Source organism: Sphingomonas sp. BL-S-28 (genome assembly GCF_055521515.1).
The window spans coordinates 2,202,001-2,226,560 of the sequence record NZ_CM145484.1; the positions used below are offsets into that span (position 1 = coordinate 2,202,001).

The window sequence follows — 24,560 nt, forward strand, 5'->3', positions numbered from 1 at the left end:
CCGTGACCGAGGTCGTGGTGAGCGACCCGCTGCTGGCCGAAGGGCTGGCGAGGATTGCGGACGAGATCGACCGCGCTTTCGATGCATTGCTACCAGTGCCGGACGATGCGCGTGGCCGCCTGATCGAGGCGATGCGCTACGCGGCGATCGGCGGCGGAAAGCGGCTGCGGCCGCTGCTGCTGACCGGGGTTGCCGAAATGTACGGCGTCGTTCGAGAAGCGGCGATTCGAGCCGCCATCGCGGTCGAATCGATCCATGCCTATTCGCTGATCCACGACGATCTGCCGTGCATGGACGATGACGCCCTGCGCCATGGCAAGCCGACCGTCCACATCGCCTATGATGAAGCGACGGCCGTTCTGGCTGGCGATTCCCTGCTTTCCTTCGCGTTCGAAGTGCTGGGCGATCCGGGCACCAGCGCCGATCCGTTCACGCGGATCGAGCTTGTTCAGGCACTGGCCCATGCCAGTGGCGCGCAGGGCATGGCCGGCGGGCAGATGATGGACCTCGTTGCCGAAAACAGCGAGTTCGATCTGCAGACGGTCACCCGGCTTCAGCAGCTCAAGACGGGCGCGTTGCTGGCGGCGTCGGTGGAGATGGGCGCGATCCTGGGCCGCATTCCGCCCGAAGGCCGCACGCATCTGCGCGGATATGCCCGCGACATCGGGTTGGCTTTCCAGATTGCCGACGATCTCATCGATCATGAGGGGAATGCCGAAGTCGCCGGCAAGGCAGTGGGCAAGGACGCGGCGGCCGGCAAGGAGACTTTCGTCTCACTGCTGGGCCCCGAACGTGCCCGCGAACAGGCGCGGATGCTGGTGGAACAGGCCATCGGTCACCTCGCTCAGCACGGCAAGGAGGCCGATCTGCTGAGGGCGGTGGCACGTTACATCGTTGAGCGGGATCATTGATCCGTGCTTCGCTGCTGCTGACACTTCTGATTGCCGGCAGTCGGGAGGATGCAATTGCCATCAGTCGGCGCCATCCTTCGGCCACACCTGCAATTCATTACGTCGATAACGCGGAATTCTGACGCGGAACTAGATCGCCCGGGAAGGGGCGCGGAGCGGGGTAAAAATGTCTGAACGAATCGGGGTCTATCCCGGCACTTTCGATCCGATCACGCTGGGCCATGCCGATATCATCCGGCGCGGTTCCAAGCTGGTGGATCGGCTGATCATCGGCGTGACGACCAATCCGTCCAAGAACCCGCTCTTCACGCCTGAAGAGCGCATGGCCATGGTCGCGCGCGAAGCCGCGGCCATGGGGATCGACAACGTGACCGTGGTCGGTTTCAACGCGCTGCTGATGAAGTTCGCGCAGAAGCAGGGTGCGACGGTGATCGTGCGTGGCCTGCGCGCCGTGGCGGATTTCGAGTACGAATACCAGATGGCCGGGATGAATCAGCAGCTGAACCCGAACATCGAAACCGTGTTCCTGATGGCCGATGTCGGCCTTCAGCCGATCGCTTCGAAGCTGGTCAAGGAAATCGCCACGTTCGGCGGCGATATTTCCCGCTTCGTCAGTCCCGCCGTGCGCGAGGACGTTGTTGCCCGCATTGCCGCTCAAGGTCTTCAGGGCGACTACTGAGAACGCTTGCGACAAATTCATTCATTGTCACGTCAGCCCGCGCGCTCTATCGCCGCGAGCCTGCACGGCTTCCTTCTGTGAGTAATCGATGACGTTTCGCCAGACTCTTGCCACGACAATGATCGGCCTTGCGCTGGCGGCTACGCCTGCGATGGCCAAGAAGAAGGAAGCGCCGGCTCCCGCGCCTGCTGCCGTGCCGATCCCGACGGTTCTGCCCACCATCGTTGACCCCGACATCAGCCACGAACCTGAAAACGTGCTGCTGCTGGATCTGTCCGACGGCGGGCGCGTTGCCATTCGCCTGATGCCGCAGTGGGCGCCGCATCACGTGGAGCGTATCAAGACGCTGACCCAGCAGGGCTTCTACAACGGCCAGATCTTCCACCGCGTGATCGACGGCTTCATGGCGCAGACCGGTGACCCGACGGGAACCGGCCAGGGCGGCTCCAAGCTTCCCGATCTTCAGTCGGAATTCAACGCGATGCCGCATGTGCGCGGCACCGTGGCGATGGCCCGCACGAACGATCCGAACAGCGCGAACAGCCAGTTCTTCATCGTGTTCTATCCGCGCTTCTCGCTCGATCACAAGTACACGGTGTTCGGCCGCGTGATCAGCGGCATGCAATACGTCGACGCGATCCAGCGCGGCGAGCCGCCCGCGAACCCGACCAAGATCATCCAGGCATCGATGGCTTCCGAGAACAAGGCGCCGCCGCCAGCTGCGCCTGCCGTTCCGGCAGCCTCGACGATCACGGCCGATCAGCTGAGCAAGTCGAAGTCGAACTGATTTCCCCGAAAGAGGGTGACTTGACGATGGCGCGCGCCTAGACGCGCGCCATGCGCGTTGACCTTTTCGATTTCGATCTGCCGCCAGAGAATATTGCCCTGCGCCCCGCCCGCCCGCGCGATTCCGCGCGGATGCTGGTGGTGGAAGGGGCTGGCGAAGGCCCGCTGGTCGATCGCCACGTCCACGAGCTTCCCGACATCCTGCGCCCCGGCGACGTGCTGGTGTTCAACGACACTCGCGTCATTCCCGCACAGCTTGAGGGCCGGCGCGGAGAGGCGAAGATCGGCGCCACGCTGCACAAGCGCGTCGACTTGCGCCGCTGGCAGGCTTTCGTGCGCAATGCCAAGCGGCTGAAGCCGAACGACCGCATCGAATTTCCTGCCGGGGTCACGGCCATCGCCGAAGAGCGGCTGGACGACGGCAGCTGGATTCTGCTGTTCGAAGGCGACGAGCCGGTGGAAGTGCTGCTGGAGCGGGCAGGGCGGATGCCGCTGCCCCCCTACATCGCCGGCAAGCGCGACACCGACGAAGCGGACCGCAGCGATTACCAGACGATGTTTGCGGATAAGGACGGTGCGGTCGCGGCGCCCACCGCCTCGCTCCATTTCACGCCCGAACTGATGGAGCGGCTGGAGGCGGCCGGCGTGCTGCGCGAAACGCTGACGCTGCATGTGGGCGCGGGCACGTTCCTGCCGGTGAAGGCCGACGATACGCAGGACCACAAGATGCACGCCGAATGGGGCAGCATCGATCAGGCGACGGCGGACCGGCTCAACGCCGCGCGGGCGGCAGGCAACCGGGTGATCGCCGTGGGCACCACCAGCCTGCGCCTGTTGGAAAGCGCTACCGGAGAGGACGGCGTGATCCGTCCCTTCGAAGGCGACACCGCGATCTTCATCACCCCCGGATACCGCTTCAAGGCGATCGACGGGCTGATGACCAATTTCCACCTGCCCAAATCCACGCTGTTCATGCTGGTTTCGGCGCTGATGGGGCTGGAACGGATGCAGGCGGTCTACGCCCATGCCATCGCGGACGGCTATCGTTTCTATTCCTATGGGGATTCGAGCATTCTTTTGCCGTGAAGGGACTTGGAACCGTCATCGGTTTCGCGCATCACGCGGTCCATGGATGCCATTCTCGAAATTGAAGGTCTGACAAAGACCTATGACAGCGGCTTCACCGCACTGCACGGTGTCGACCTTGCGATCAACAAGGGCGAGATTTTCGCTCTGCTCGGCCCCAACGGTGCCGGCAAGACGACGCTGATCGGCGCCGTCTGCGGGTTGGTGCGGCCTTCGGGCGGCACGATCCGGGCGTTCGGTGAGGATATGGGTCGCCATTGGCGCCGCCTGCGCGCCAAGGTCGGTCTGGTTCCGCAGGAACTGGCGACCGACATGTTCGAGACCGTGATCCATTCGGTGAACTATTCGCGCGGTCTCTTCGGCCTGGCGCCCGATCCGGCGCGGATCGAGGAAATCCTGCGCGCGCTGAGCCTTTGGGAAAAGCGAAACGACCAGATCCGCGCGCTCTCCGGCGGGATGAAGCGCCGCGTGCTGATCGCCAAGGCTCTGGCGCATGAACCCGAACTGCTGTTCCTGGACGAGCCGACCGCCGGCGTGGACGTGGAACTGCGCCGCGACATGTGGGCCCAGATCGCCCAGCTTCGCGATCGCGGCACCACGATCATCCTTACCACCCACTACATCGAAGAAGCCGAGGAAATGGCCGATCGCGTGGGCATCATCCAGGATGGCCGCATCCGCATGGTGGAGGAAACGCGCTCGCTGATGAAGCGGCTGGGCCGCACGGAAGCGCACATCGCGCTTGCCGCGCCGCTCTCGGCCGTGCCTCCGGTGCTTGAAGGGCTGAACGTCTCGCTGGCCGAAGACGGGCAGGAACTGGTCTATCGCGGTGGTGACGGATCCGGGCAGGGCAAGGCGGAAGTGGCTGAACTGACCAAGCGCCTGGTCGGCGCCGGCATCGACTACACCTCGATCGACATCCGCGAATCGAGCCTTGAAGACATCTTCGTCGATCTTCTGGAAGGAGCGGCGGCATGATCGCCTTCAACGCACGCAGCACCTGGACCATCTACAAGCGCGAAGTGATGCGCGCCCTGCGCACGGCGATGCAGTCCATCCTGGCGCCGGTGCTGACGACGGTGCTCTATTTCGTCGTCTTCGGCGCCGCGATCGGCGGGCGGATGCCTTCGGGCATGGGCGATGTGAACTACGGCGCCTTCATCGTGCCGGGCCTGCTGCTGCTCACCCTGCTGGCGGAGAGCGTCTCCAACGGCAGCTTCGGCATCTACATGCCGCGCTTCACCGGCGCGATCTACGAACTGCTCTCCGCCCCGGTGGGCGTGGGTGAGACCTTGATCGGCTTCGTCGGCGCGGCGGCCACCAAGTCGCTGATCCTGGCCGCAATCATCCTGACGACGGCGACCTTCTTCGTCGATTACACGATCGTCCATCCGTTCTATACGCTGGGCTTCATCCTGCTGGTTTCGGCCACGTTTTCGCTCTTCGGCTTCATTCTGGGCATCTGGGCGGACAGTTTCGAGAAGCTGGGTATCGTCCCGGCCCTGTTCATGGTGCCGCTGACGTTTCTGGGCGGCACGTTCTATTCGATCGACATGCTGCCGGAACCGTGGCGCTCGGTGGCGATGATCAATCCGGTCGTCTATCTGGTGAACGGGCTGCGCTGGTGCTTCTACGGCAAGTCGGACTTTCCGATCTTCATTTCGCTGGCGATGACGCTGAGCTTTCTGGCGGCGTGCGTGATCCTGATCGCGTGGATTTTCCGGACGGGTTGGCGTTTGCGCGCCTGACGGGCTAGGGCCCGAATTGAACGGCTGAGGGGAGGCAGCCTGACGGGGCAAGGATCTGAGTGGATACTTGATTGTTATGTCGATGCGTTTGATGGGTCTGCCACTGCTGTTCGCTGCCGTCCCGGCACAGGCGCAGCCCTTGATTCATCTCCCCCCCGCGCCGGAAGTGGTGCCGTTCATCGTGCCGGTAGTGCCGGTCGCGCTGCCGGCCTATCCCTGGGCTCTCCCGTTCGTTCCCGCCGGCCCGCCGCGTCTGGCCGAGAATGTGCGGGCGATGCTCGAATCGGCGATGCGCACCGGCGATTCGGCCACCGTGGCCGCCGTCGTGAAAGTTGCGATCGACACGCAGCCGTACGACAAGGACGAAATCCGCGCGATGCAGAGGGCCTTCAATGATGAGGCCGCCCGCCAGCTTGCCGCCAAGGCCAATGCCGAAACGCAGCGCATCCGTAATTCGGACATTCTGGAACTCTGGACCGGCAAAGTGGAACTGGGCGCTTTCCGCGCTACCGGCAACACCAGTAATTTTGGCTATAGCGGTGCGCTGAACCTCGATCGCAAGGGCATCAACTGGCAGCACACGATCCAGGCCACGGCCGATTACCAGAAGGATCGTGGTGCGGTCACGCGCGAGCAATACCTGGCCAGCTATCAGGCGCGCTACACCCTGAACGACGGCCTGTTCACGTTCGGGCGCGGGCAGTGGGAAAGCAACAAGATCCAGGGTTATTACGACCGCTATTCGATTTCGAGCGGGCTTGGCTACCGCGTCATCAAGCGCAAGGACCTGACGCTTTCGATGGAACTGGGGCCGGCTGCCCGTCGCACGATCTACGTCACCGATCCGGCGGAAACGACCTGGTCGACGCTGGCATCGTTCGATTTCGCCTGGGCGCTCGACGATGCGCTGAAGTTCACGCAGACGGCCTCCTCTTACATCGAGACCGGGAACAGCACGTTCACGACGCTCACCGGAATCGAGGCCGGCATGTCGAAGCATCTGAAGGCCAAGCTGTCCTATTCGTTCGAGCATGAGACGTCGCCGCCCATCGGAACGCTGAAGACCGATACGATCTCGCGCTTCTCGCTGGTCTACGGCTTCTGAATTCGATAACGGGCGGGCATGAACCCCCGTTTCGAATTCTCCATCCACGCCACCGACGGCAAGGCCCGCACCGGCGTCATCAAGATGCGTCGCGGCGAAATCCGCACGCCCGCCTTCATGCCGGTGGGCACTGCCGCCACCGTGAAGGCGATGAAGCCGCAGGATGTGCGCGCCACTGGCGCCGACATCATCCTGGGCAATACCTATCACCTGATGCTGCGCCCCGGCGCCGAACGCGTGGCGCGGCTGGGCGGGTTGCACAAGTTCATGAACTGGGATCGCCCGATCCTGACGGACAGCGGTGGCTATCAGGTGATGAGCCTGTCGGACTTACGCAAGATCACCGAGAACGGGGTGACTTTCGCCAGCCACCTCGACGGTTCGCGCCATCTGCTGACGCCTGAGCGCTCGATGGAGATCCAACGCCTGCTCGGTTCGGACATCGTCATGTGCTTCGACGAGTGTCCGAAGATCGATCAGCCGCTCGACGTGATCGCCCGCTCCATGGAAATGTCGATGCGCTGGGCCAAGCGCAGCCGCGACGGTTTCGACAGCGGCGGCGAGCACGCGGCCAATTCGGCGCTGTTCGGCATTCAGCAAGGCGCGCTGGATGAAGGACTGCGCAAGGCATCGGCCGATGCGCTGACGGACATCGGCTTCGACGGTTACGCCATCGGCGGGCTTGCCGTGGGCGAGGGGCAGGAGGCGATGTTCGCCACGCTGGAATTCGCACCGCAGCAGCTGCCGGCGGACCGTCCGCGCTATCTGATGGGCGTGGGCAAGCCGGACGATCTGGTCGGCGCGGTGGAGCGCGGCGTGGACATGTTCGACTGCGTCCTGCCTAGCCGTTCCGGCCGCAACGGGCAGGCCTTCACGTGGAACGGCCCGCTGAACTTGCGCAATGCCAAGCATGCGGAAAACAATGGCCCGCTGGATGAGCGCTGCAATTGCCCGACCTGCGCGACCTACAGCCGCGCCTACCTGCATCACTTGGTGAAGTCGGGCGAGATCCTCGGCTCCATGCTGATGACCGAGCATAATATCTCGTTCTACCAGCAGCTTATGCAGGCCATGCGCGACGCTATCGCCGAAAGCCGCTTTGCCGCCTTTGCTGCCGATTTCCGGCGCGATTACTTCGGAGGGTGACCGGCTCCTTGCGGTAGGATCACCTTGATCGTGATCGCCTTACGGGTGGATCAGCGGATCAACGTACGCCAATGCCGGAACGATGTGCTGGTGTGACCTTCCCTGGCAGGCTCTCACTCGCTGGACGGCAAGGCGGCGCGAACCACGGTTACCGGGGCAGGGCGATAGCTTCCTGCGGAGGGCTATGGAGCCGGTGGCGATTCCACCGCCTCAGGTCAGGCCTTGCTGCATTCCAGTGTCGTTTCGGGATAGGCCACGAAACGGCCTGAGCGGGAGTCAAGGAAACCGGCGCCGATGCGGCTTGCGAAGCGCTGTGCCATTTCGAGCGTGGCGTACCATTTACCGGTGTGGTGCGGAGTGACGTATCGGAATCGAGACATGGTGCTGGTCCAATGCCTGCAAACCGTGTCGGTTCCCTGACAGTCCGCTCGTCTCGGCGCAAATTCAGGCACTTCGCCGCAAGGCAACAATTGCTCACAAACAAAAAGGGCGGCTCCGAAGAGCCGCCCTTCCTATTTCTGGCCCGAAGACCCGAAACTTAGCGCGAGTAGAACTCGACGACCAGGTTCGGTTCCATCTTCACCGGGTAGGGCACTTCGTCTAGCGTGGGAACGCGAACGAAGGTCACCTTGTCGGTGCCGTCCTGAGCGACGTAGTCGGGAACGTCACGCTCGGGCAGGGCCTGAGCTTCGACGATCAGCGCCATTTCCTTGGCCTTGTTGCCCAGGCTGATGACGTCGCCGACCTTCACGCGACGCGAAGCAATGTTGCACTTCACGCCGTTGACGCGGATGTGGCCGTGCGAAACGATCTGGCGAGCCGCGAAGATGGTCGGAGCGAACTTCGAACGGTACACGACCATGTCGAGACGCTGTTCGAGCAGGCCGATCAGGTTCTGGCCGGTGTCGCCCTTCATGCGCGAGGCTTCCTGGTAGGTAGCCTTGAACTGCTTCTCGGTCACGTCGCCGTAGTAGCCCTTGAGCTTCTGCTTGGCGCGGAGCTGCAGACCGTAGTCCGAGATCTTGCTCTTGCGACGCTGGCCGTGCTGGCCGGGGCCGTAGCTGCGGCGGTTGACCGAGCTCTTGGGGCGACCCCAGATGTTCTCGCCCATGCGGCGGTCGAGTTTATACTTGGCGCTTTTACGCTTCGACATAAGTCGTCTCCTTTTCTGCTGCCGCTTCCACTGTGGACGCGGTCCATGTTTTCCCGGGGCGCACCATTCCGCCTATTTCGCGGAATGCGGCCGCCGCTTCACCGGGGTGCGGGGCCGAATGGACAGACCTGCTCAAGAAGGCAGGCGCCATGTGAAGGGGTGCCCCATACGGGCTCGGGGGTGAAAGTCAAGCGGATAAGCCGAAAAACGGCTCAACTACGCGGGCGACGCTCGTTTCCGAGGGCAGAGAGCACACCGCGAAGGGTGCGCACTTCGAGGTGATTCCAACCCGGCTTCGTGAGAAGATTGCGCAAGGTCAGCCGGTTGGCCGCCGCACGCGTTTCGGGCCAGAAATAGTTTTTGGGTTCGAGCAATTGCTCGAAGTGGCCGATAAGGCCTTCCAATTCGTCCTGCGGGGCAGGGGGGAGCAGTTCCTCAACGGTCGGCTGCGCCAGTTCGCCGGAGTGCGCGGCGCCCTTCGACCATTCGTAGGAACAGAGGATCACCGCCTGCGCCAGATTGAGCGAGGCGAACTCCGGGTTGATCGGCACCGTCAGGATCGCGCGGGCAAGCGCGACGTCTTCGGTTTCCAGCCCAGAACGCTCCGGGCCGAATACGTAGGCGGAACGACCTTGCGCTTCATGCACTTCGCGCGCGGCCTGTTCGGGCGTGACGACAGGCTTGGTAACGCCGCGCTTGCGGACGGTGGTGGCATAGACGTTGGCGCAATCGGCGACTGCCTCAGCCAGCGTCTCGTAAACTTTCGCGTGTTCCAGCACCACGTCGGCACCGGCAGCGGCAGGGCCGGCCGAGGGATTGGGCCAGCCGTCGCGCGGGGCGACGAGGCGCATCTCGGTCAGGCCGAAGTTGAGCATGGCGCGCGCGGCCTTGCCGATGTTTTCGCCCAACTGCGGGCGGACCAGCACGATGACCGGCTTGTTCACGTCAGCCATTGTCGGCGTCCTTTGTTGCGCCCTTGGCCGCACCTTGTCCGGCGACATCGCGTACGGTGCCGGCAAAAGCCTCGAAATCGCGCGCTTCGTTGAAGGCGCGGTAGACCGAGGCGAAGCGGATGTAGGCGACCGAGTCGAGCTGACGCAGGCCTTCCATCACCATCTCGCCGATTTCGCGCGAGGGGACTTCGGATTCGCCCAGGGTTTCGACCTGACGCTGCACGCCGGAGACGAGCTGGTCGATCTTCTCCCGCTCGATCCCGCGCTTGCGGCAGGCAAGAGTAACCGACTGCTCGATCTTGGCGCGGTCGAACGGTTCACGCGCATCGTCGCTCTTCACAACGGTGATTTCGCGAAGCTGGACGCGTTCGAACGTGGTGAACCGCGCGCCGCAGCTGGAACACTGGCGGCGGCGGCGGATCGCCGTGTTGTCCTCGGTCGGGCGGCTGTCCTTGACCTGGGAATCGTCGTGGGCGCAGAAAGGACAGCGCATTCAGTCAGTTACTTTCAATTTCTAGGAAACAGTCTGCTTCGTGTGCTCAGGGGCGCACGCGCTTGTAGAACTGATATCCCGCACCGACCGCAAGGCCGAGCGGGATAGACACGAACGGCAGCACGAAGCCCGCGACCGCCCCGGCCGCGCCCCAGGCGAGCACCGGCTTGGTCGAAGGGTGGTCGAGGCCATCCTGCAGCATTCCTGCAAGCTCATGGCGTGCGTCGGAAATGAAATCACCAGTGTCGTTGGGGCGGTTCGGGTCGGTCATGGCACTAGGGCTCCTGAATCAGTCCTCGTAGATCGGGAAACGATCGCACAGGGCTTCAACGCGCGCACGCACGTTCTGCTCCACCTGAGCGTCACCCGCTTCGCCGCACTTGGCAAGGCCGTCGAGCACGTCGGCGACCATGTTGCCGATTTCGCGGAATTCGGCCGGACCGAAACCACGGGTGGTGCCGGCGGGCGAGCCCACGCGGATGCCGCTGGTCTTCATCGGCGGCAGCGGATCGAAGGGGATGCCGTTCTTGTTGCAGGTGATGCCCGCACGCTCCAGCGCCTCGTCCGCATCCTTGCCGGTCACGCCCAGCGGCGAGAGGTCGATCAGCGCGAGGTGGGTGTCGGTGCCGCCCGAAACGATCGCGGCGCCGCGCTCCTTCAGAGTTGCAGCGAGGACCTGCGCGTTCTCGATCACGCGCGCGGCGTAGTCCTTGAACTCGGGGCGCAGCGCTTCACCGAAGGCGACCGCCTTGGCGGCGACGACGTGCATCAGCGGGCCGCCCTGAAGGCCGGGGAACACCGCCGAGTTGATCTTCTTGGCCAGCGCCTCGTCATTGGTGAGGATCATGCCGCCACGGGGGCCGCGCAGCGTCTTGTGCGTGGTGGTGGTGGCGATGTGCGCGTGCGGGAAGGGCGAGGGGTGCAGACCGGCGGCGACGAGGCCGGCGAAGTGCGCCATGTCCACCTGGAACAGCGCGCCCACGGCGTCTGCGATTTCGCGCATGCGCTTGAAGTCGATCACGCGCGGATAGGCGGAGCCACCGGCGATGATCAGCTTGGGCTGGTGTTCCTTGGCCAGGGCCTCAACCTCATCGTAGTCGATCAGGTGGGTGTCCTTGGTCACACCGTACTGCACGGCCTTGAACCACTTGCCCGAAAGCGCGGCGCGGGCGCCGTGGGTAAGGTGGCCGCCGGCATCGAGGCTCATGCCCATGATGGTGTCGCCGGGCTTCACGGTCGCCAGAAGGACGGCGCCGTTGGCCTGCGCGCCTGAGTGGGGCTGCACATTGGCGAACTGGCAGTCGAACAGCTGCTTGGCGCGTTCGATGGCCAGCGTTTCGACTTCGTCCGAAGGCTCGCAGCCCTGATAGTAGCGCTTGCCGGGGTAGCCTTCGGCGTACTTGTTGGTCAGCACCGAGCCCTGGGCTTCGAGCACGGCCTTGGAAACGATGTTTTCCGAGGCGATCAGTTCGATCTGCTTGCGCTCACGCTTCAGTTCGTGGCCGATGGCCTTGGCGACGGCGGGATCGCTTTCGGCAACGCCGTCAGTGAAGAAGCCGGCGGAACGGATGGCGGTGTCTACGGTCATGTTCGGGCTTCTCCGTTTCAGAAGACGGGGTTGGAAAGCTTTTCGACGCGGCCCGCGTGGCGTCCGCCACCGAACTCGGCCGAAAGGAAAGCATCGAGGCAGGCCTTGGCCATGTCTTCGCCGGTCAGGCGCGCGCCCATGGCGATGACGTTGGCATCGTTGTGCTCACGCGCGAGCGCGGCCGAGAGCGGCTCGGAAACGAGCGCGCAGCGGCAGGCGGGATCGCGGTTCACCGCGATCGAAATGCCGATGCCCGATCCGCAGAGGGCGACGCCGAACTGCGCGGTGCCGTCGGCAACGACTGAGGCCAGCTTGTAGCCGTAGTCGGGGTAATCGACGCGGTCGGCGGTTTCGGGGCCGAGATCGGCAACTTCGTGGCCGAGTTCGATGAGGTATTCACGCAGGGTCGCCTTTAGGTCGACGGCGGCGTGGTCTGAAGCAATCGCAATGCGCATGGGATCGGTTTGCCTGTCCTGATGCGGGGAGTCGTTTGCGCACCCCCTTAGTCGCGAGTTCGTCGCAATGCCACCATTGTTGGCGATGCAGGTATGCAATTGCCGGAAGTGGGCGTTTTAAATGGAATTTCCGCGGTATTTCGCGGAAATCGATGCCGATCCGGGCAACCTGCGCGGCATTTCCATTCCTTTTTGGGCTTTTGGGACGCATCGCCCTGCGATTGACAGCGGTGCTGGCCCGGCGGATGTTCTCCCTTTCTGCGAAGGGGTTAGTGGTGAAGTCGGCAAAGCTTTTGATCGTTTCGCTGCTTCTGGCGGTCGTTCTTGCGATAATGGGAACCACGCCGCCCCGGCCAGCGCCGTCCACCGCGCCGCAAGAGGCCTTCGCCGTCGGCCGGGTCATGACCGATGTGGCGGAGATCGGGCGTGCCCCGCACCCAAGCGGATCGCCACAGCTTGCGGCATTGCGCGGCTATCTGATGAACCGACTCGGCTCCTTCGGCATGGCGGTGCATACGCAGGAGGCGCTTTTCCCTGCCGAAGCACGCGATGTTCTGAACCATCGCAGCGGCGCGCAAATGTCGCAGATCCCGCTGGTCAACATAGTCGCTGTTCTGCCCGGCAAGGATCGCGATCTGCCGGCGGTGGCGCTGATGGCGCATTACGACAGCGTCTGGGGCTCACCCGCAGCGGCCGACGACGGTGCGGGTGTTGCTTCGATTCTTGAGACGATGCGAGCGCTTTCGCAGGATCGCGACCGCCGCCGCGACGTGATCGTCATCCTCACCGACGGCGAGGAAGCCGGGCTCAACGGTGCAAAGCTGTTCTTTGGGCAGGTGCCGGAGGCGAAGCGGATCGGCGCTTTGATCAATCTCGAAACGCGCGGGGGAGGGGGCAAGGCCAACCTGTTCCAGACTTCGGCAATGAACGGCGATGTCGCACGGCTTTGGGCTGCGACCGCGCCGCATCCGGCCGGAACTTCACTGGCGACGTTCATCTACAGCGTGCTGCCCAACGATACCGACCTGACGGTGGCCCTGCCGCATGGATACGCGGCATGGAACTTCGCGTTCATCGGCCGGCCGGGGCTCTACCATTCGCCGATGGCGACGCCGACCAACCTCGATCGCGGTTCACTGCAGCAGATGGGCGAGCAGACGCTGGGACTGGCGCGTGCGATGGCGAAGGCTCCGCAATTGCCGGGCAAGTCGCCCGATATCGTGTTCTTCGACGTGTTCGGTCTGTTCGCCGTGCATTACGCCGCCTGGTGGGGCTGGGCGATGCTGATCACTGGCTTCGTCGGCTATGGCGCTTTGGCGCTGCGCCGTTTCGATGGGCGCGCTTTTCTTGGCGGCGCAGCGCGGATGTTGGGGCTGATCGTGGTGACGGGCGGCGTTCTTATGCTGCTCAACCTGCTGTCGAACGGCAGCCCGGTGAATTATTACGACCGACTTGTCGCGATCCCCAGACTGCAGATCATGGCGCTTTTCGCGAGCATCGCTGTTGCGCTGGTCGTGCTGGGCAGGAAGCCGGACGGTGTCGCGGGCGAGGCGGGGCTGGTCCTGCCGGTTCTGCTGGCAGGGGCGGCATTTCAGGCTTTCGCACCGACTGCGGCCTATGTTCTGGCCGTGCCACTCCTGCTGGGCGGCACGGTGGCGCTGCTGCGCGCGTTTGGCCCCGACAGCCTGACTCGGGCCGCCGGCGTGGTGGTTGCCGGTGTGGTGACCGGCTATGCGCTGATGCTGGGCTATTCGCTGATGCAGGCGGTGGGGCCGACCATGCCAGCGGTCGCCGTGCTGCCGCTGGTCATCGCCGTATGTGCGCTGGTGCCCTTGCGTCCGCCGTTTTCGCTGCGCGGGTCCCGCGTGCTGGCGGCGCTGCTGTTGCTGGCGGCGATCGCGGTTGCGCTGTGGGTACGGCTCGACGCGCCGGCGCCGTCGATTGCCGCCTACACCGACCAGCGCAAGAACACTGGTCGGCGTTGAACAAGGGGATCAGCTCTTGGGAGCGGCCTGCGGGTGGGCCTTCAGGTAGGCTTCCACCTTCGTCTTGAGATCCGCGGCAATCTGCTGTGAAAGCACGGATACGTCCTTGAAATAGGCGGTGTTGACGGCGGCCACATCGGGGTCGGACATCACTTCCGTGCTCTGCTGCAGGAAACGTGAGCCGCTGGGCGTCTTGGCGAATGCGCGCACGTCCTGAAGTTCGGTCAGGGTGAACTTGCGTGCATAGGCCTTGGCGATGGCGTCCATCTGCTTGGGCAGGAACGTGCTGACGGCCGGCTTCAGAAGCTGCGGAATGTCGGTGAAGTAGTCTTCGAGGATCCGTTTCAGGCCGGCATCATGGATGGTTTCCAGCGGAGTGCTGGACTTGAACTGGGCGCTCATCGTGGTCAGCAGCTTCTGCATCATCGCGTCGCGCTGTTCCGGCGGCCACGCCAGCGTGACGATATCGTGCGCCACGGCGAGGCGGGCGGGGTCCGCGGGCTGCGAAGCAGCGGGAATGGCCGAAGAAGGCGCGGTAGTAGAGGAGGATTGAGCTTGCGCCGGAGCAATGGCGGCAAGGGTGGAAAGGCCAAGAACGGCCGCTGCGCACGAAGCACGGAACATCAGATATTTTCCCCATTCCAACCGCGCAAAGGCGCGGCGGTTCGCTTCGCTATGCGGCGGCTGGATTGAGGACAAATTAAAACGCCCGCAACCACGGTCGCGGGCGTTTCGAAAGTCGTTCGATTTGGCCGACTTACTGGTCGAGGAACGAGCGCATCTTGCGGCTGCGGCTCGGATGTTTGAGCTTGCGCAGCGCCTTTGCCTCGATCTGGCGGATACGTTCGCGAGTGACCGAGAACTGCTGGCCCACTTCTTCCAGTGTGTGATCGGTGTTCATGCCGATGCCGAAGCGCATGCGCAGCACGCGTTCCTCACGCGGGGTGAGCGAGGCAAGGACGCGGGTGACCGTTTCCTTGAGGTTCGCCTGGATCGCCGCGTCGACCGGGATGATCGCGTTCTTGTCCTCGATGAAGTCTCCCAGGTGCGAATCTTCCTCGTCGCCGATCGGCGTTTCGAGGGAGATCGGCTCCTTGGCGATCTTCATCACCTTGCGCACCTTTTCGAGCGGCATCGACAGACGCTCGGCCATTTCCTCGGGCGTGGGCTCGCGGCCCTGCTCGTGCAGGAACTGGCGGCTGGTGCGGACCAGCTTGTTGATCGTCTCGATCATATGCACCGGGATGCGGATCGTGCGGGCCTGATCCGCGATCGAGCGCGTGATCGCCTGCCTGATCCACCAGGTCGCATAAGTCGAGAACTTGTAGCCGCGACGGTACTCGAACTTGTCGACCGCCTTCATCAGGCCGATGTTGCCTTCCTGGATCAGGTCCAGGAACTGAAGGCCCCGGTTCGTGTATTTCTTGGCTATCGAAATCACCAGACGCAGGTTCGCCTCGACCATCTCCTTCTTGGCGATGCGCGCCTCGCGCTCGCCTTTCTGGACCATGTTGACGATGCGGCGGAATTCTGGAAGCGCCATGCCGGTGGCGGCGGCGATATCGGAGACTTCGGAACGAATACGTTCGACCGAATCGGCCTCTGCCTCAGCAAAGGCCGCCCACTTCTTGTCCTTCTTGGACATGTCGGTGAGCCACGTGTCGTCCAGTTCGCGGCCGACGTACGTGTCGAGGAAGTCGGCGCGCTTGACCTTGTGGCGCTCTGCCAGACGCAGCATCTGGCCGCCAAGGGCGGTCAGGCGGCGGTTGAAGGCATAGAGGTTGTCGACCAGGAATTCGATCTTGGTCGCGTGGAACTTCACCGATTCCACTTGCGCGGTCAGTTCCTCGCGCAGCGACTGGTACTGCTCTTCCTTGGCGGCCGGAAAGTCGATGCCGAGGGCCAGCGCGTCGAGACGCTCCGACTGCAGGCGCTCGAAAGCCTGGAACAATTCGGTGATGAGCAGGAACTTCTCAAGCGCTTCGGGCTTGAGGGCCGCTTCCATCTGGGCAAGGCTGAGGGTGTTGTCTTCTTCCTCTTCCTCGGCCTCACGCTTCGGAATCGGGTTGCCGTCCTCGTCCAGTTCCTCGGAGTTGTCCTCCTCTACCTCGTCCTCTTCCTTGAACGAGGGGCCGGCGGTCTTTTCGCTGATCTCGTCGTCGTCGCTCTCGCCGTCCTCATTGAGGCTTTCGGGCGCGGGTTCCTTGGACAGCATGGCGTCGAGATCAAGGATCTCGCGCAGTTGCATTTCGCCGTTGTTGAGCGCTTCGGACCACTGGATGATCGCGTGGAAGGTGATCGGGCTCTCGCAGAGGCCCAGGATCATCATGTCGCGGCCGGATTCGATGCGCTTGGCGATGGCGATTTCGCCTTCGCGGCTGAGCAGTTCCACCGCGCCCATTTCGCGCAAATACATGCGCACAGGGTCGTCGGTCCGCTCGACCGTTTCCTTCTTCTTCGCGTCCACGACCATGCGCGGGGCGGCGTCGTCCGAATCGACTTCATCGCCATCATCGTCGTCGGAATCGGCCTGGCCGTCGGCGTCTTCGTCGCTCTCGACGATATTGACGCCCATTTCCGAGATCGCGGCCATAATGTCCTCGATCTGGTCGGTGGACATCTGATCTTGCGGCAGGGCTTCGTTCAGTTCGTCAACGGTGATGACACCCCGACGCTTGGCGCGGGCGATCAGCTTCTTGATCGACGCTTCATTGAGGTCGATCAGCGGCGCATCGTCGTTGGTGTCGCCGGTGTTGTCGTTCTTGCTCATTCTTCGCCGTTTTCCCCGTGCATTCGTCCTGATTATACAATCAGAAAGACGCCGCCTGTCTTGTCGCCATTTGCCTTAGGCGACTATCGAATTCCAGCTTTCTCTTGAGAAGACGTTGCTGTTCGGCAAAAGCTTCTTCCGACAGCTCGCTTTCAAATCGGGCTGTCGCCTGCGCCAATGCCGCCTCCAGAATCGGACGTTCCACCAAGAGGTCGATCGCCTGAGCAAGATCCTCTGCCGCCTGGTCCGCGCCGGTATCGGGATTCAGGAACCCGAAGCGCAATCCTGAATATTCTGCGGTGCCGGGGATCTCCAGGCCGTTATTCGCCAATATGGTAGCAAGAACATCGCTTTCAAGCGGTTCGTGGACACGGTGGCTCACATCGTGGCAATCGAGCAGCAAGGCAAAGCGCGGATCGAGGTTCGGCGTGCGGGCGAGCGCTTCCGCATGGCGGGTGATCTGATCCGGCCACTGGATCAGCCCGGCGAGAATCGCGGAAGACAGGGCATCGCGGGCGCCGCCCGCCATGGCGCGGCGCAGGCGTTCCAGCGATTCGGGATCCGATTCGGGAATCGGGCTCCAGCGTCCCTTCTGGAAATTGCCCCTTCCGCCGCCGCGCGGCTGGTTGGGGCGGAATTGTCCGCCTTGACCACCGCCACCTTGCTGCCAGCGGCTTTCGCGCTTGGGGAAGGCGAATTCGGAATAGCGATCCTGCAATTCGCGGCGGTAGAGGCTGGCGATATCGGGGTGCTGGATCGTATCGACGTGCGCCATCAGCCGGGCCTTGAGTCCGGCCTTGTCTTCGGGCGTGGTCAATGGCTGGGCATCGCGCTCCACTTCCCACAGAACTTCGATCAGGCTTTTCGCGGCGCCGAGTATTTCTCCCATCGCCTGCGCGCCGCGCTGCTTGATGAGGTCGTCCGGGTCCAGCCCCTCAGGCAGGCGCACGATCCGCAGGGAGTGGGCGGGGCGCAGCAAGGGCAGGGCGCGGGTAACGGCGCGCATAGCGGCGCGTTGGCCGGCGGCATCGCCGTCAAAGCAGAGAACCGGCATTTCGACATGGCGCCACAGCATCTCGATCTGCTGTTCGGTCAGTGCGGTGCCCAGCGGAGCGACGCATTCGCCGATGCCCGCCGCCGCCATCGCGACCACGTCCATGTAGCCTTCGACCACCACCATCCGGCCCGACTGGCGCGCGGCGGGTGCGGCGCGGTGCAGGTTGTAGAGGGTGCGGCCCTTGTCGAAGAGGGGGGTGTCCGGAGAGTTCAGATACTTCGGCGCATCCGTCTTCTCCTTGGTGAGAATGCGGCCGCCGAACGCGATCACGCGGCCGCGGGCGTCCTCGATCGGCAGCATCAGGCGGCCGCGAAAACGGTCGTAGGGATCGCGGTTCTCCACCTCGATCCGAAGGCCCGCCTCGATCAGCATGGGCTCCGGGAATTTGCCGAGCGCTTCCTTCATCGCCTGCCGGCCCTCCGGCGCATAGCCGAAGCCGAAGCGCTGGAGGGTGTGGGCGTCAAACCCGCGCGTCGCCAGATAAGCGCGCGCCGCTTCTCCACCGGGGGAGGACAGGTTCTGCACGAACCAGCCTTGCGCGGCGGCCATCACGTCGTGAAGCGTATCGCGCTTCTCCGCCGCCTTGGCCGCGCGCGGATCGGGGGCAGGGACGTCCATCCCCGCTTCGGCCGCCAGTTCCTTCACCGCATCCATGAAGGACAGGCCCTGATGGTCGGTCATCCAGCGGATCGCATCTCCATGTGCGCCGCAGCCAAAGCAGTGATAGAAGCCCTTTTCGTCGTTGACGGTGAAGCTTGGAGACTTCTCGTTGTGGAACGGGCAGCAGGCCTTGAACTCGCGCCCCGCCTTTTGCAGGCGGGTGGAGCGACCGATCAGCGCGGAAAGCGTTATCCGCGTGCGAAGCTGGTCAAGCCATTGAGGGGTAAGCACGGTCCTGCCGCCCGATCTCGTATCAGGTCAGGCCAGTGCCGCCTTCACCCAGCCCGAAGCCTTGCCCATGTCGAGCTGGGTGCCGTGGCGCGCCTTCAGCGCGGCGACGACCTTGCCCATGTCCTTCATGCTCTCGGCACCGACTTCGGCCTTGATCGCCTCGATCAGGGCCTTGGTCTCTTCCTCGGAGAGCTGCGCGGGCAGGAACGTTTCGATCACGTCCAGCTCGGCCTTTTCTTCGGCGGCCTTCTCGGGGCGGCCACCTTCTTCGAAGAGCTGGATCGATTCGCGGCGCTGCTTCACCATCTTCTGCAGCACGTCGATGACCATGGCATCGTCGTCCGGAAGAGAATCGGCGGTGCGCAGTTCGATGTCGCGGTCCTTGATCTTGGCAAGGATGAGGCGAACCGCGGCGAGGCGCGGCTTGTCGCCTGCCTTCATCGCGGTGATCTGGGCGGCCTTGATCGAATCACGAAGCATTGTTTTCCTGCTGTTCTGCTGGTTTTGGAAAAGGGTGATGGCGCAAAAGTAGCAAGCCGTGCGCCAAATTGCACCTGTCGCGCCTTGACGCGGTGCACAACCCTGTCTAGCGGGCGGGCCTTAGCACACATAGTCAGAAACGCCGTAAACGGAGCGACCCACCATGGCCGACGCCGCATATACGCTTGCGCCCAAACCTGAAGGGGCGACAGGCGTTCTCGTCCTGAGCGATGGACACGTGGTCTGGGGCCGCGGCTTTGGAGCCGTTGGCGAAGCAGTCGGCGAAGTCTGCTTCAACACCGCGATGACCGGGTATCAGGAAGTGATGACCGACCCGTCCTACGCGGGCCAGATCGTCACGTTCACGTTCCCCCACATCGGTAATGTCGGTGTCAACGACGAGGATCTCGAATCCAAAGTCGATGGCGCCGTTGGCTGCGTCGTTCGTGAGGACGTGACCGCACCTTCGAACTTCCGCGCTGCGGGTGAGTTCGGCGAATGGCTTGCCGCCAAGGGCAAGGTCGGCCTTGCCGGGGTCGATACCCGCGCATTGACCCGCCGCATCCGCCTTCAGGGCGCGCCCAATGCGGTGATCGCCCATAACCCGGAAGGCGAATTCGACATTCCCGCGCTGATCAAGCGTGCGCAGGAATGGCCGGGCCTTGAAGGCATGGATCTTGCCAAGATCGTTAGCCGCGAAATCCAGGAGGGCTGGGAAGGCTCGACCTGGGAACTCGGTGAGGGCTTCGGCGCTGCTGCGGGCGATGCCCTGCCGCACGTCGTCGCCATCGACTACGGCGCCAAGGACAACATCTTCCGCAATCTGGTGAAGGCCGGCGCGCGCGTGACGGTGGTTCCCGCCGAAACCTCGCTCGACGCGATCCTCGCGCTGGAGCCGGCGGGTGTGTTCCTGTCGAACGGTCCGGGCGATCCGGCGGCGACCGGCGAATATGCCGTGCCCGTCATCAAGTCGCTGCTCGACCGTGACGTGCCGATCTTCGGCATCTGCCTCGGTCACCAGATGCTGGGCCTTGCGGCCGGCGCCAAGACCTCGAAGATGCATCAGGGCCATCGCGGCGCCAACCATCCGGTGAAGCGCCTTGACGACGCGGTTGTCGAGATTACCTCGATGAACCACGGCTTCGCGGTCGATAACCAGTCGCTTCCCGAAAACGTCGAAGAGACGCACGTCTCGCTGTTCGACGGTTCGAACTGCGGCATCTCGATCAAGGGCAAGAAGGCCTTCGGCGTGCAATATCACCCCGAAGCCAGCCCCGGTCCGCAGGACAGCTTCTACCTCTTCGAAAAGTTCGTGGGGATGCTGGCCTGATGGGCGTCACGGGTCGGTTTCTTGCTGCGGCGCTGGCGCCGTATCCCGCATCGGCGATCATTGCCGATGCGGACCAGCGAGATTTCGACCCGGCATGTCGCTTTGCCTATGCACTGGGAAGCCCGGCCTTCGCGCCGGCATTCCGTGCAAAGCAAGGTGCCATATAATGACCGACCTTATCGACCACATGACCGCTTACTATATTGCCGGACAGGCTGCCGAACTCTCGGTTGCGCCGCGGTTCTACCCTTACGGTGAACTGCAGCTCATCTTCGAGGACAAGATCTCGGTAGCCGTCCGCAAGTTCGGCCCCAAGGTGCGCAAGCATTCCAAGGAAGCCGGCAAGGCCTTCATCGACCGGATGCTCGAAACGGGCGCCTGGTCGACCACGGAAGGCGAGTACGGCGGTTCGATGCATCAGTTTCAGGCTGACCGGTTCAAGGCGGTGATCCGCGAAGAGCAGGACAGCAACCCGATCATTCTCAAAGCCAAAGCCGAAGGCCCGGATTACTGGGACAAGGCGTTTGGCGAACTGGTGGCCTAGGCCGCCAGTCCGACATACAAGACACACAGGACACCCCAGGACAGCCCATGCCCAAGCGCACAGACATCTCCTCGATCCTCGTCATCGGCGCCGGCCCGATCATCATCGGCCAGGCCTGCGAATTCGACTATTCGGGGACGCAGGCGATCAAGGCGCTGAAGGAAGAGGGCTACCGGGTCATCCTGGTGAACTCTAACCCGGCGACGATCATGACCGATCCGGACATGGCCGACGCCACTTATGTCGAGCCGATCACGCCGGAAGTGGTCGCCAAGATCATCGAGAAGGAGCGCCCGGATGCGGTGCTCCCGACGATGGGCGGCCAGACCGCGCTAAACTGCGCGCTGGCGCTGTTCAACGACGGCACGCTGGAGAAGTTCGGCGTGCAGATGATCGGCGCCGATGCCGACGCCATCGACAAGGCCGAAGATCGCCAGCGCTTCCGCGACGCGATGGACAAGATCGGCCTCAACTCGGCCCGTTCGGGCGTGGCGCACACCATGGACGAAGCGTTCAAGGTGCTGGAAACCACCGGCCTGCCGTCGATCATCCGCCCCAGCTTCACGATGGGCGGCACTGGCGGCGGCATCGCCTATAACAAGGCCGAGTTCGAGACGATCGTCCGCTCGGGCCTCGATGCCTCTCCCACCACCGAAGTGCTGATCGAGGAATCGCTGCTCGGCTGGAAGGAGTATGAGATGGAGGTCGTGCGCGACAAGCACGACAACTGCATCATCATCTGCTCGATCGAGAACGTCGATCCGATGGGCGTCCACACCGGCGACTCCATCACTGTCGCCCCGGCGCTGACGCTGACCGACAAGGAATACCAGATCATGCGCAACGCCTCGATCGAGGTGCTGCGTGAGATCGGCGTCGAAACCGGCGGTTCCAACGTCCAGTTCGCGGTCAATCCGAAGGACGGCCGCCTGATCGTGATCGAGATGAACCCGCGCGTTTCGCGCTCCTCGGCACTCGCGTCGAAGGCCACCGGCTTCCCGATCGCGCGCGTCGCGGCGAAGCTGGCCGTGGGCTTCACGCTCGACGAGATCATGAACGAGATCACCGGCGCCACGCCGGCCGCGTTCGAGCCGACCATCGACTACGTCGTCACCAAGATCCCGCGCTTCGCTTTCGAGAAGTTCAAGGGGGCCAAGAACGACCTCACCACCGCGATGAAGTCGGTCGGCGAAGTGATGGCGATCGGCCGCAACATCAAGGAATCGATGCAGAAGGCCCTGCGCGGCCTGGAAACCGGCCTGGACGGTTTCAACCGCGTGGTCGAGCTGGAAGGCGCGGGCCGCGACGTCATCACCGCCGCGCTGTCGAAGGCGACGCCGGACCGTCTGCTGGTGGCCGCTCAGGCCTTCCGCGAAGGCTTCTCCGTGGACGAGATCCACGCCATCGCCCACTACGACAAGTGGTTCCTGCGCCACATCGAAGAGATCATCGCCGAAGAGGCGCAGATCATGAAGCATGGCCTGCCGGTCGATGCGCAGGGCCTGCGCCGCGTGAAGGCCATGGGCTTCTCCGACAAGCGCCTTGCCACTCTGGCGGTGCGTTCGGTTGGCGTTGCCGGCGGCATGGGTGAGACCCAGGCCAAGCGCTCGGGCCTGCTGCATGACGCACTGCGCGCCATGGCCGGCGCCACCAGCGAAGAGGAAGTGCGCCAGCTGCGCACCAAGCTGGGCGTGCACCCCGTGTTCAAGCGCATCGACTCCTGCGCGGCCGAGTTCGAGGCGATCACGCCTTACATGTACTCGACCTACGAAGCCCCGATCTTCGGTGAGCCGGAGAACGAGGCCAACCCGTCGGATCGCAAGAAGGTCGTGATCCTCGGTGGCGGTCCCAACCGCATCGGCCAGGGCATCGAGTTCGACTACTGCTGCGTCCACGCCTGCTTCGCGCTTGCGGAAGTCGGCTACGAGACCATCATGGTCAACTGCAACCCGGAGACCGTGTCGACCGACTATGACACCTCCGACCGCCTCTACTTCGAACCGCTGACCGGCGAGGACGTGCTGGAAATCCTGCGCGTCGAACAGTCGAAGGGTGAGCTGGTCGGCGTGATCGTGCAGTTCGGCGGCCAGACCCCGCTGAAGCTGGCACAGGCGCTGGAAGATGCCGACATCCCGATCCTCGGCACCTCGCCCGACGCGATCGACCTTGCCGAAGATCGTGAGCGGTTCTCGGCTCTGGTGGAAAAGCTGGGCCTGAAGCAGCCGGCCAACGGCATTGCCCGCAGCCGCGACGAAGCGGTGAACGTCGCCAACCGCATCGGCTACCCGGTGTTGATGCGTCCCAGCTACGTGCTGGGTGGCCGCGCCATGGAAATCGTCGACAGCGAACAGCAGCTTGACGACTACATCGCCACCGCCGTTCAGGTGTCGGGCGACAGCCCGGTGCTGATCGACCAGTACCTGCGCGACGCGATCGAGTGCGACGTCGATGCCCTTTGCGACGGCGATCAGGTCGTCGTGGCCGGCGTCATGCAGCACATCGAGGAAGCGGGTATCCACTCGGGCGACAGCGCCTGCACCCTGCCGCCCTACAGCCTGCCTGCCGAGATCATCGCCGAGATGGAACGCCAGGCCGAAGCGCTGGCCTTCGGGCTCAACGTGCGCGGCCTGATGAACATCCAGTTCGCGGTGAAGAATGGCGAGGTCTATCTGATCGAAGTCAACCCGCGCGCCTCGCGCACGGTGCCCTTCGTCGCCAAGGCCCTCGGCCAGCCGGTCGCCAAGATCGCCGCGCGCGTGATGGCGGGCGAAAAGCTGGCGGACTTCCCGCCGTTCAAGCGCGACCTGCCGTACATGGCGGTGAAGGAAGCGGTGTTCCCCTTCGCGCGCTTCCCCGGCGTCGATCCGGTGCTGAGCCCCGAAATGAAGTCGACCGGCGAAGTCATGGGCATCGATGCCGACTTCCCGCGCGCCTTCCTCAAGGCCCAGCTGGGCGCCAGCATGCGCCTGCCGGATAGCGGCACCGTGTTCGTCTCGGTGAAGGACAGCGACAAGGCAGTGATCCTGCCTGCGGTGCAGATGCTGGTGAAGGAAGGCTTCCGCATCGTCGCGACGGCTGGCACGCACAAGTACCTGACCGAGGCCGCGCTGCCGGTGGAACTGGTGAACAAGGTGGCCGAAGGCCGTCCGCACATCGTCGACAAGATCGTCGATGGCGAGATTGCGCTGATCTTCAACACCACCGAAGGCTGGCAGAGCCTGAAGGACTCGCAATCGATCCGCGCTTCCGCCCTTACCGGCAAGGTGCCGTACTTCACGACCGCTGCCGCCAGCGTGGCCGCTGCACAGGCAATTTCTGCGCAACGCGGGAGCCAGCTTGAAGTGCGTTCGTTGCAGGATTATTATAGCTGAAATCGATCTAGCCTCCCCACATCGCTGCG

23 protein-coding genes are annotated in these 24,560 nt (G+C 63.7%); 12 read left to right on the top strand and 11 right to left on the bottom strand.

Features of this window, described 5'->3' with window-relative positions; all coding sequences use genetic code 11:
- Positions 1–2: 2 nt before the first annotated feature.
- The 8 genes from ACZ1JC_RS19165 (at position 3) to tgt (ending at position 7,461) form a co-directional block, all read left to right on the top strand.
- On the top strand, positions 3–911 hold the full coding sequence (locus ACZ1JC_RS19165; RefSeq protein WP_465135367.1) for a polyprenyl synthetase family protein: 909 nt from the start codon (positions 3–5) through the stop codon (positions 909–911).
- 166 nt (positions 912–1,077) lie between these two features.
- Positions 1,078–1,590 (top strand): pantetheine-phosphate adenylyltransferase, encoded by a 513-nt coding sequence (gene coaD, locus ACZ1JC_RS19170; protein ID WP_395333477.1) that lies wholly within the window; start codon positions 1,078–1,080, stop codon positions 1,588–1,590.
- A gap of 88 nt (positions 1,591–1,678) precedes the next feature.
- Positions 1,679–2,377 (top strand): peptidylprolyl isomerase, encoded by a 699-nt coding sequence (locus ACZ1JC_RS19175; RefSeq protein ID WP_465135366.1) that lies wholly within the window; start codon positions 1,679–1,681, stop codon positions 2,375–2,377.
- Positions 2,378–2,427: 50 nt separating this feature from the next.
- Entirely contained in the window at positions 2,428–3,462 is a 1,035-nt protein-coding gene (gene queA, locus ACZ1JC_RS19180) for a tRNA preQ1(34) S-adenosylmethionine ribosyltransferase-isomerase QueA (protein WP_465135365.1), read from the top strand.
- 42 nt (positions 3,463–3,504) lie between these two features.
- Positions 3,505–4,440, top strand: coding sequence for an ABC transporter ATP-binding protein (locus tag ACZ1JC_RS19185; protein WP_465135364.1), 936 nt, complete (start codon positions 3,505–3,507; stop codon positions 4,438–4,440).
- Entirely contained in the window at positions 4,437–5,210 is a 774-nt protein-coding gene (locus ACZ1JC_RS19190) for an ABC transporter permease (protein ID WP_395333469.1), read from the top strand. Before ACZ1JC_RS19185 ends, ACZ1JC_RS19190 begins: the two co-directional genes overlap by 4 nt.
- Before the next feature lie 76 nt (positions 5,211–5,286).
- Positions 5,287–6,315, top strand: coding sequence for a DUF481 domain-containing protein (locus ACZ1JC_RS19195; protein ID WP_465135363.1), 1,029 nt, complete (start codon positions 5,287–5,289; stop codon positions 6,313–6,315).
- Positions 6,316–6,333: 18 nt separating this feature from the next.
- Complete coding sequence (gene tgt / locus ACZ1JC_RS19200) at positions 6,334–7,461, top strand: tRNA guanosine(34) transglycosylase Tgt (protein WP_465135362.1); 1,128 nt, start codon at positions 6,334–6,336, stop codon at positions 7,459–7,461.
- A 215-nt stretch (positions 7,462–7,676) separates the two neighbouring features.
- Here tgt and ACZ1JC_RS19205 read toward each other — a convergent pair whose 3' ends face one another.
- The 7 genes from ACZ1JC_RS19205 to rpiB all read right to left on the bottom strand — a co-directional run bounded on the left by ACZ1JC_RS19205 (position 7,677) and on the right by rpiB (position 12,103).
- Positions 7,677–7,841 carry a hypothetical protein gene (locus ACZ1JC_RS19205; protein ID WP_465135361.1) on the bottom strand — a complete coding sequence of 55 codons (165 nt, stop codon included), beginning with the start codon at positions 7,839–7,841 and terminating at the stop codon, positions 7,677–7,679.
- A gap of 158 nt (positions 7,842–7,999) precedes the next feature.
- Positions 8,000–8,614, bottom strand: a complete 615-nt coding sequence (rpsD, locus tag ACZ1JC_RS19210; RefSeq protein ID WP_465135360.1) for a 30S ribosomal protein S4 — start codon at positions 8,612–8,614, stop codon at positions 8,000–8,002.
- A 212-nt stretch (positions 8,615–8,826) separates the two neighbouring features.
- Complete coding sequence (locus ACZ1JC_RS19215; RefSeq protein WP_465135359.1) at positions 8,827–9,567, bottom strand: RNA methyltransferase; 741 nt, start codon at positions 9,565–9,567, stop codon at positions 8,827–8,829.
- Positions 9,560–10,060 carry a transcriptional regulator NrdR gene (gene nrdR / locus ACZ1JC_RS19220; protein WP_465135358.1) on the bottom strand — a complete coding sequence of 167 codons (501 nt, stop codon included), beginning with the start codon at positions 10,058–10,060 and terminating at the stop codon, positions 9,560–9,562. Before nrdR ends, ACZ1JC_RS19215 begins: the two co-directional genes overlap by 8 nt.
- A gap of 46 nt (positions 10,061–10,106) precedes the next feature.
- Entirely contained in the window at positions 10,107–10,331 is a 225-nt protein-coding gene (locus ACZ1JC_RS19225; protein WP_465135357.1) for a hypothetical protein, read from the bottom strand.
- 18 nt (positions 10,332–10,349) lie between these two features.
- Positions 10,350–11,648: a serine hydroxymethyltransferase gene (gene glyA / locus ACZ1JC_RS19230; protein ID WP_086490302.1), complete on the bottom strand. Its 1,299-nt coding sequence runs from the start codon at positions 11,646–11,648 to the stop codon at positions 10,350–10,352.
- A 17-nt stretch (positions 11,649–11,665) separates the two neighbouring features.
- On the bottom strand, positions 11,666–12,103 hold the full coding sequence (rpiB, locus tag ACZ1JC_RS19235) for a ribose 5-phosphate isomerase B (protein WP_159827962.1): 438 nt from the start codon (positions 12,101–12,103) through the stop codon (positions 11,666–11,668).
- Between the two features lie 275 nt (positions 12,104–12,378).
- Between rpiB and ACZ1JC_RS19240 the strand changes: the two genes are divergently transcribed.
- Positions 12,379–14,088: a M28 family peptidase gene (locus tag ACZ1JC_RS19240; RefSeq protein ID WP_465135356.1), complete on the top strand. Its 1,710-nt coding sequence runs from the start codon at positions 12,379–12,381 to the stop codon at positions 14,086–14,088.
- A gap of 9 nt (positions 14,089–14,097) precedes the next feature.
- On the opposite strand, the gene ACZ1JC_RS19245 is transcribed toward ACZ1JC_RS19240, so the two are convergent.
- The 4 genes from ACZ1JC_RS19245 to ACZ1JC_RS19260 all read right to left on the bottom strand — a co-directional run bounded on the left by ACZ1JC_RS19245 (position 14,098) and on the right by ACZ1JC_RS19260 (position 19,286).
- On the bottom strand, positions 14,098–14,712 hold the full coding sequence (locus tag ACZ1JC_RS19245; protein ID WP_465135355.1) for a DUF2059 domain-containing protein: 615 nt from the start codon (positions 14,710–14,712) through the stop codon (positions 14,098–14,100).
- Positions 14,713–14,845: 133 nt separating this feature from the next.
- Positions 14,846–16,858: an RNA polymerase sigma factor RpoD gene (gene rpoD / locus ACZ1JC_RS19250; RefSeq protein ID WP_465135354.1), complete on the bottom strand. Its 2,013-nt coding sequence runs from the start codon at positions 16,856–16,858 to the stop codon at positions 14,846–14,848.
- A gap of 40 nt (positions 16,859–16,898) precedes the next feature.
- On the bottom strand, positions 16,899–18,806 hold the full coding sequence (gene dnaG / locus ACZ1JC_RS19255) for a DNA primase (protein ID WP_465135353.1): 1,908 nt from the start codon (positions 18,804–18,806) through the stop codon (positions 16,899–16,901).
- Between the two features lie 27 nt (positions 18,807–18,833).
- A complete protein-coding gene (locus ACZ1JC_RS19260; protein WP_277667693.1) occupies positions 18,834–19,286 on the bottom strand; it encodes a GatB/YqeY domain-containing protein in 453 nt (150 codons plus the stop codon).
- A gap of 163 nt (positions 19,287–19,449) precedes the next feature.
- Between ACZ1JC_RS19260 and carA the strand changes: the two genes are divergently transcribed.
- From carA to carB, 3 genes are all read left to right on the top strand, one after another.
- Entirely contained in the window at positions 19,450–20,616 is a 1,167-nt protein-coding gene (carA, locus tag ACZ1JC_RS19265) for a glutamine-hydrolyzing carbamoyl-phosphate synthase small subunit (protein ID WP_465135352.1), read from the top strand.
- Between the two features lie 166 nt (positions 20,617–20,782).
- Complete coding sequence (locus tag ACZ1JC_RS19270) at positions 20,783–21,160, top strand: hypothetical protein (protein WP_465135351.1); 378 nt, start codon at positions 20,783–20,785, stop codon at positions 21,158–21,160.
- 47 nt (positions 21,161–21,207) lie between these two features.
- A complete protein-coding gene (gene carB, locus ACZ1JC_RS19275; protein WP_465135350.1) occupies positions 21,208–24,531 on the top strand; it encodes a carbamoyl-phosphate synthase large subunit in 3,324 nt (1,107 codons plus the stop codon).
- Positions 24,532–24,560: the final 29 nt, after the last annotated feature.

What these genes read in the sequence shown, in the direction of transcription:
- carB (WP_465135350.1), top strand. Translation starts at nt 21,208, where the DNA reads ATGCCCAAGCGCACAGACATCTCCTCGATCCTCGTCATCGGCGCCGGC.
- ACZ1JC_RS19270 (WP_465135351.1), top strand. Translation starts at nt 20,783, where the DNA reads ATGACCGACCTTATCGACCACATGACCGCTTACTATATTGCCGGACAG.
- ACZ1JC_RS19225 (WP_465135357.1), bottom strand. Translation starts at nt 10,331, where the DNA reads ATGACCGACCCGAACCGCCCCAACGACACTGGTGATTTCATTTCCGAC.
- glyA (WP_086490302.1), bottom strand. Translation starts at nt 11,648, where the DNA reads ATGACCGTAGACACCGCCATCCGTTCCGCCGGCTTCTTCACTGACGGC.
- carA (WP_465135352.1), top strand. Translation starts at nt 19,450, where the DNA reads ATGGCCGACGCCGCATATACGCTTGCGCCCAAACCTGAAGGGGCGACA.
- queA (WP_465135365.1), top strand. Translation starts at nt 2,428, where the DNA reads ATGCGCGTTGACCTTTTCGATTTCGATCTGCCGCCAGAGAATATTGCC.
- rpiB (WP_159827962.1), bottom strand. Translation starts at nt 12,103, where the DNA reads ATGCGCATTGCGATTGCTTCAGACCACGCCGCCGTCGACCTAAAGGCG.
- ACZ1JC_RS19260 (WP_277667693.1), bottom strand. Translation starts at nt 19,286, where the DNA reads ATGCTTCGTGATTCGATCAAGGCCGCCCAGATCACCGCGATGAAGGCA.
- ACZ1JC_RS19175 (WP_465135366.1), top strand. Translation starts at nt 1,679, where the DNA reads ATGACGTTTCGCCAGACTCTTGCCACGACAATGATCGGCCTTGCGCTG.
- ACZ1JC_RS19185 (WP_465135364.1), top strand. Translation starts at nt 3,505, where the DNA reads ATGGATGCCATTCTCGAAATTGAAGGTCTGACAAAGACCTATGACAGC.
- coaD (WP_395333477.1), top strand. Translation starts at nt 1,078, where the DNA reads ATGTCTGAACGAATCGGGGTCTATCCCGGCACTTTCGATCCGATCACG.
- ACZ1JC_RS19190 (WP_395333469.1), top strand. Translation starts at nt 4,437, where the DNA reads ATGATCGCCTTCAACGCACGCAGCACCTGGACCATCTACAAGCGCGAA.
- nrdR (WP_465135358.1), bottom strand. Translation starts at nt 10,060, where the DNA reads ATGCGCTGTCCTTTCTGCGCCCACGACGATTCCCAGGTCAAGGACAGC.
- tgt (WP_465135362.1), top strand. Translation starts at nt 6,334, where the DNA reads ATGAACCCCCGTTTCGAATTCTCCATCCACGCCACCGACGGCAAGGCC.
- ACZ1JC_RS19195 (WP_465135363.1), top strand. Translation starts at nt 5,287, where the DNA reads ATGTCGATGCGTTTGATGGGTCTGCCACTGCTGTTCGCTGCCGTCCCG.
- rpoD (WP_465135354.1), bottom strand. Translation starts at nt 16,858, where the DNA reads ATGAGCAAGAACGACAACACCGGCGACACCAACGACGATGCGCCGCTG.
- rpsD (WP_465135360.1), bottom strand. Translation starts at nt 8,614, where the DNA reads ATGTCGAAGCGTAAAAGCGCCAAGTATAAACTCGACCGCCGCATGGGC.
- ACZ1JC_RS19215 (WP_465135359.1), bottom strand. Translation starts at nt 9,567, where the DNA reads ATGGCTGACGTGAACAAGCCGGTCATCGTGCTGGTCCGCCCGCAGTTG.
- ACZ1JC_RS19245 (WP_465135355.1), bottom strand. Translation starts at nt 14,712, where the DNA reads ATGTTCCGTGCTTCGTGCGCAGCGGCCGTTCTTGGCCTTTCCACCCTT.
- ACZ1JC_RS19205 (WP_465135361.1), bottom strand. Translation starts at nt 7,841, where the DNA reads ATGTCTCGATTCCGATACGTCACTCCGCACCACACCGGTAAATGGTAC.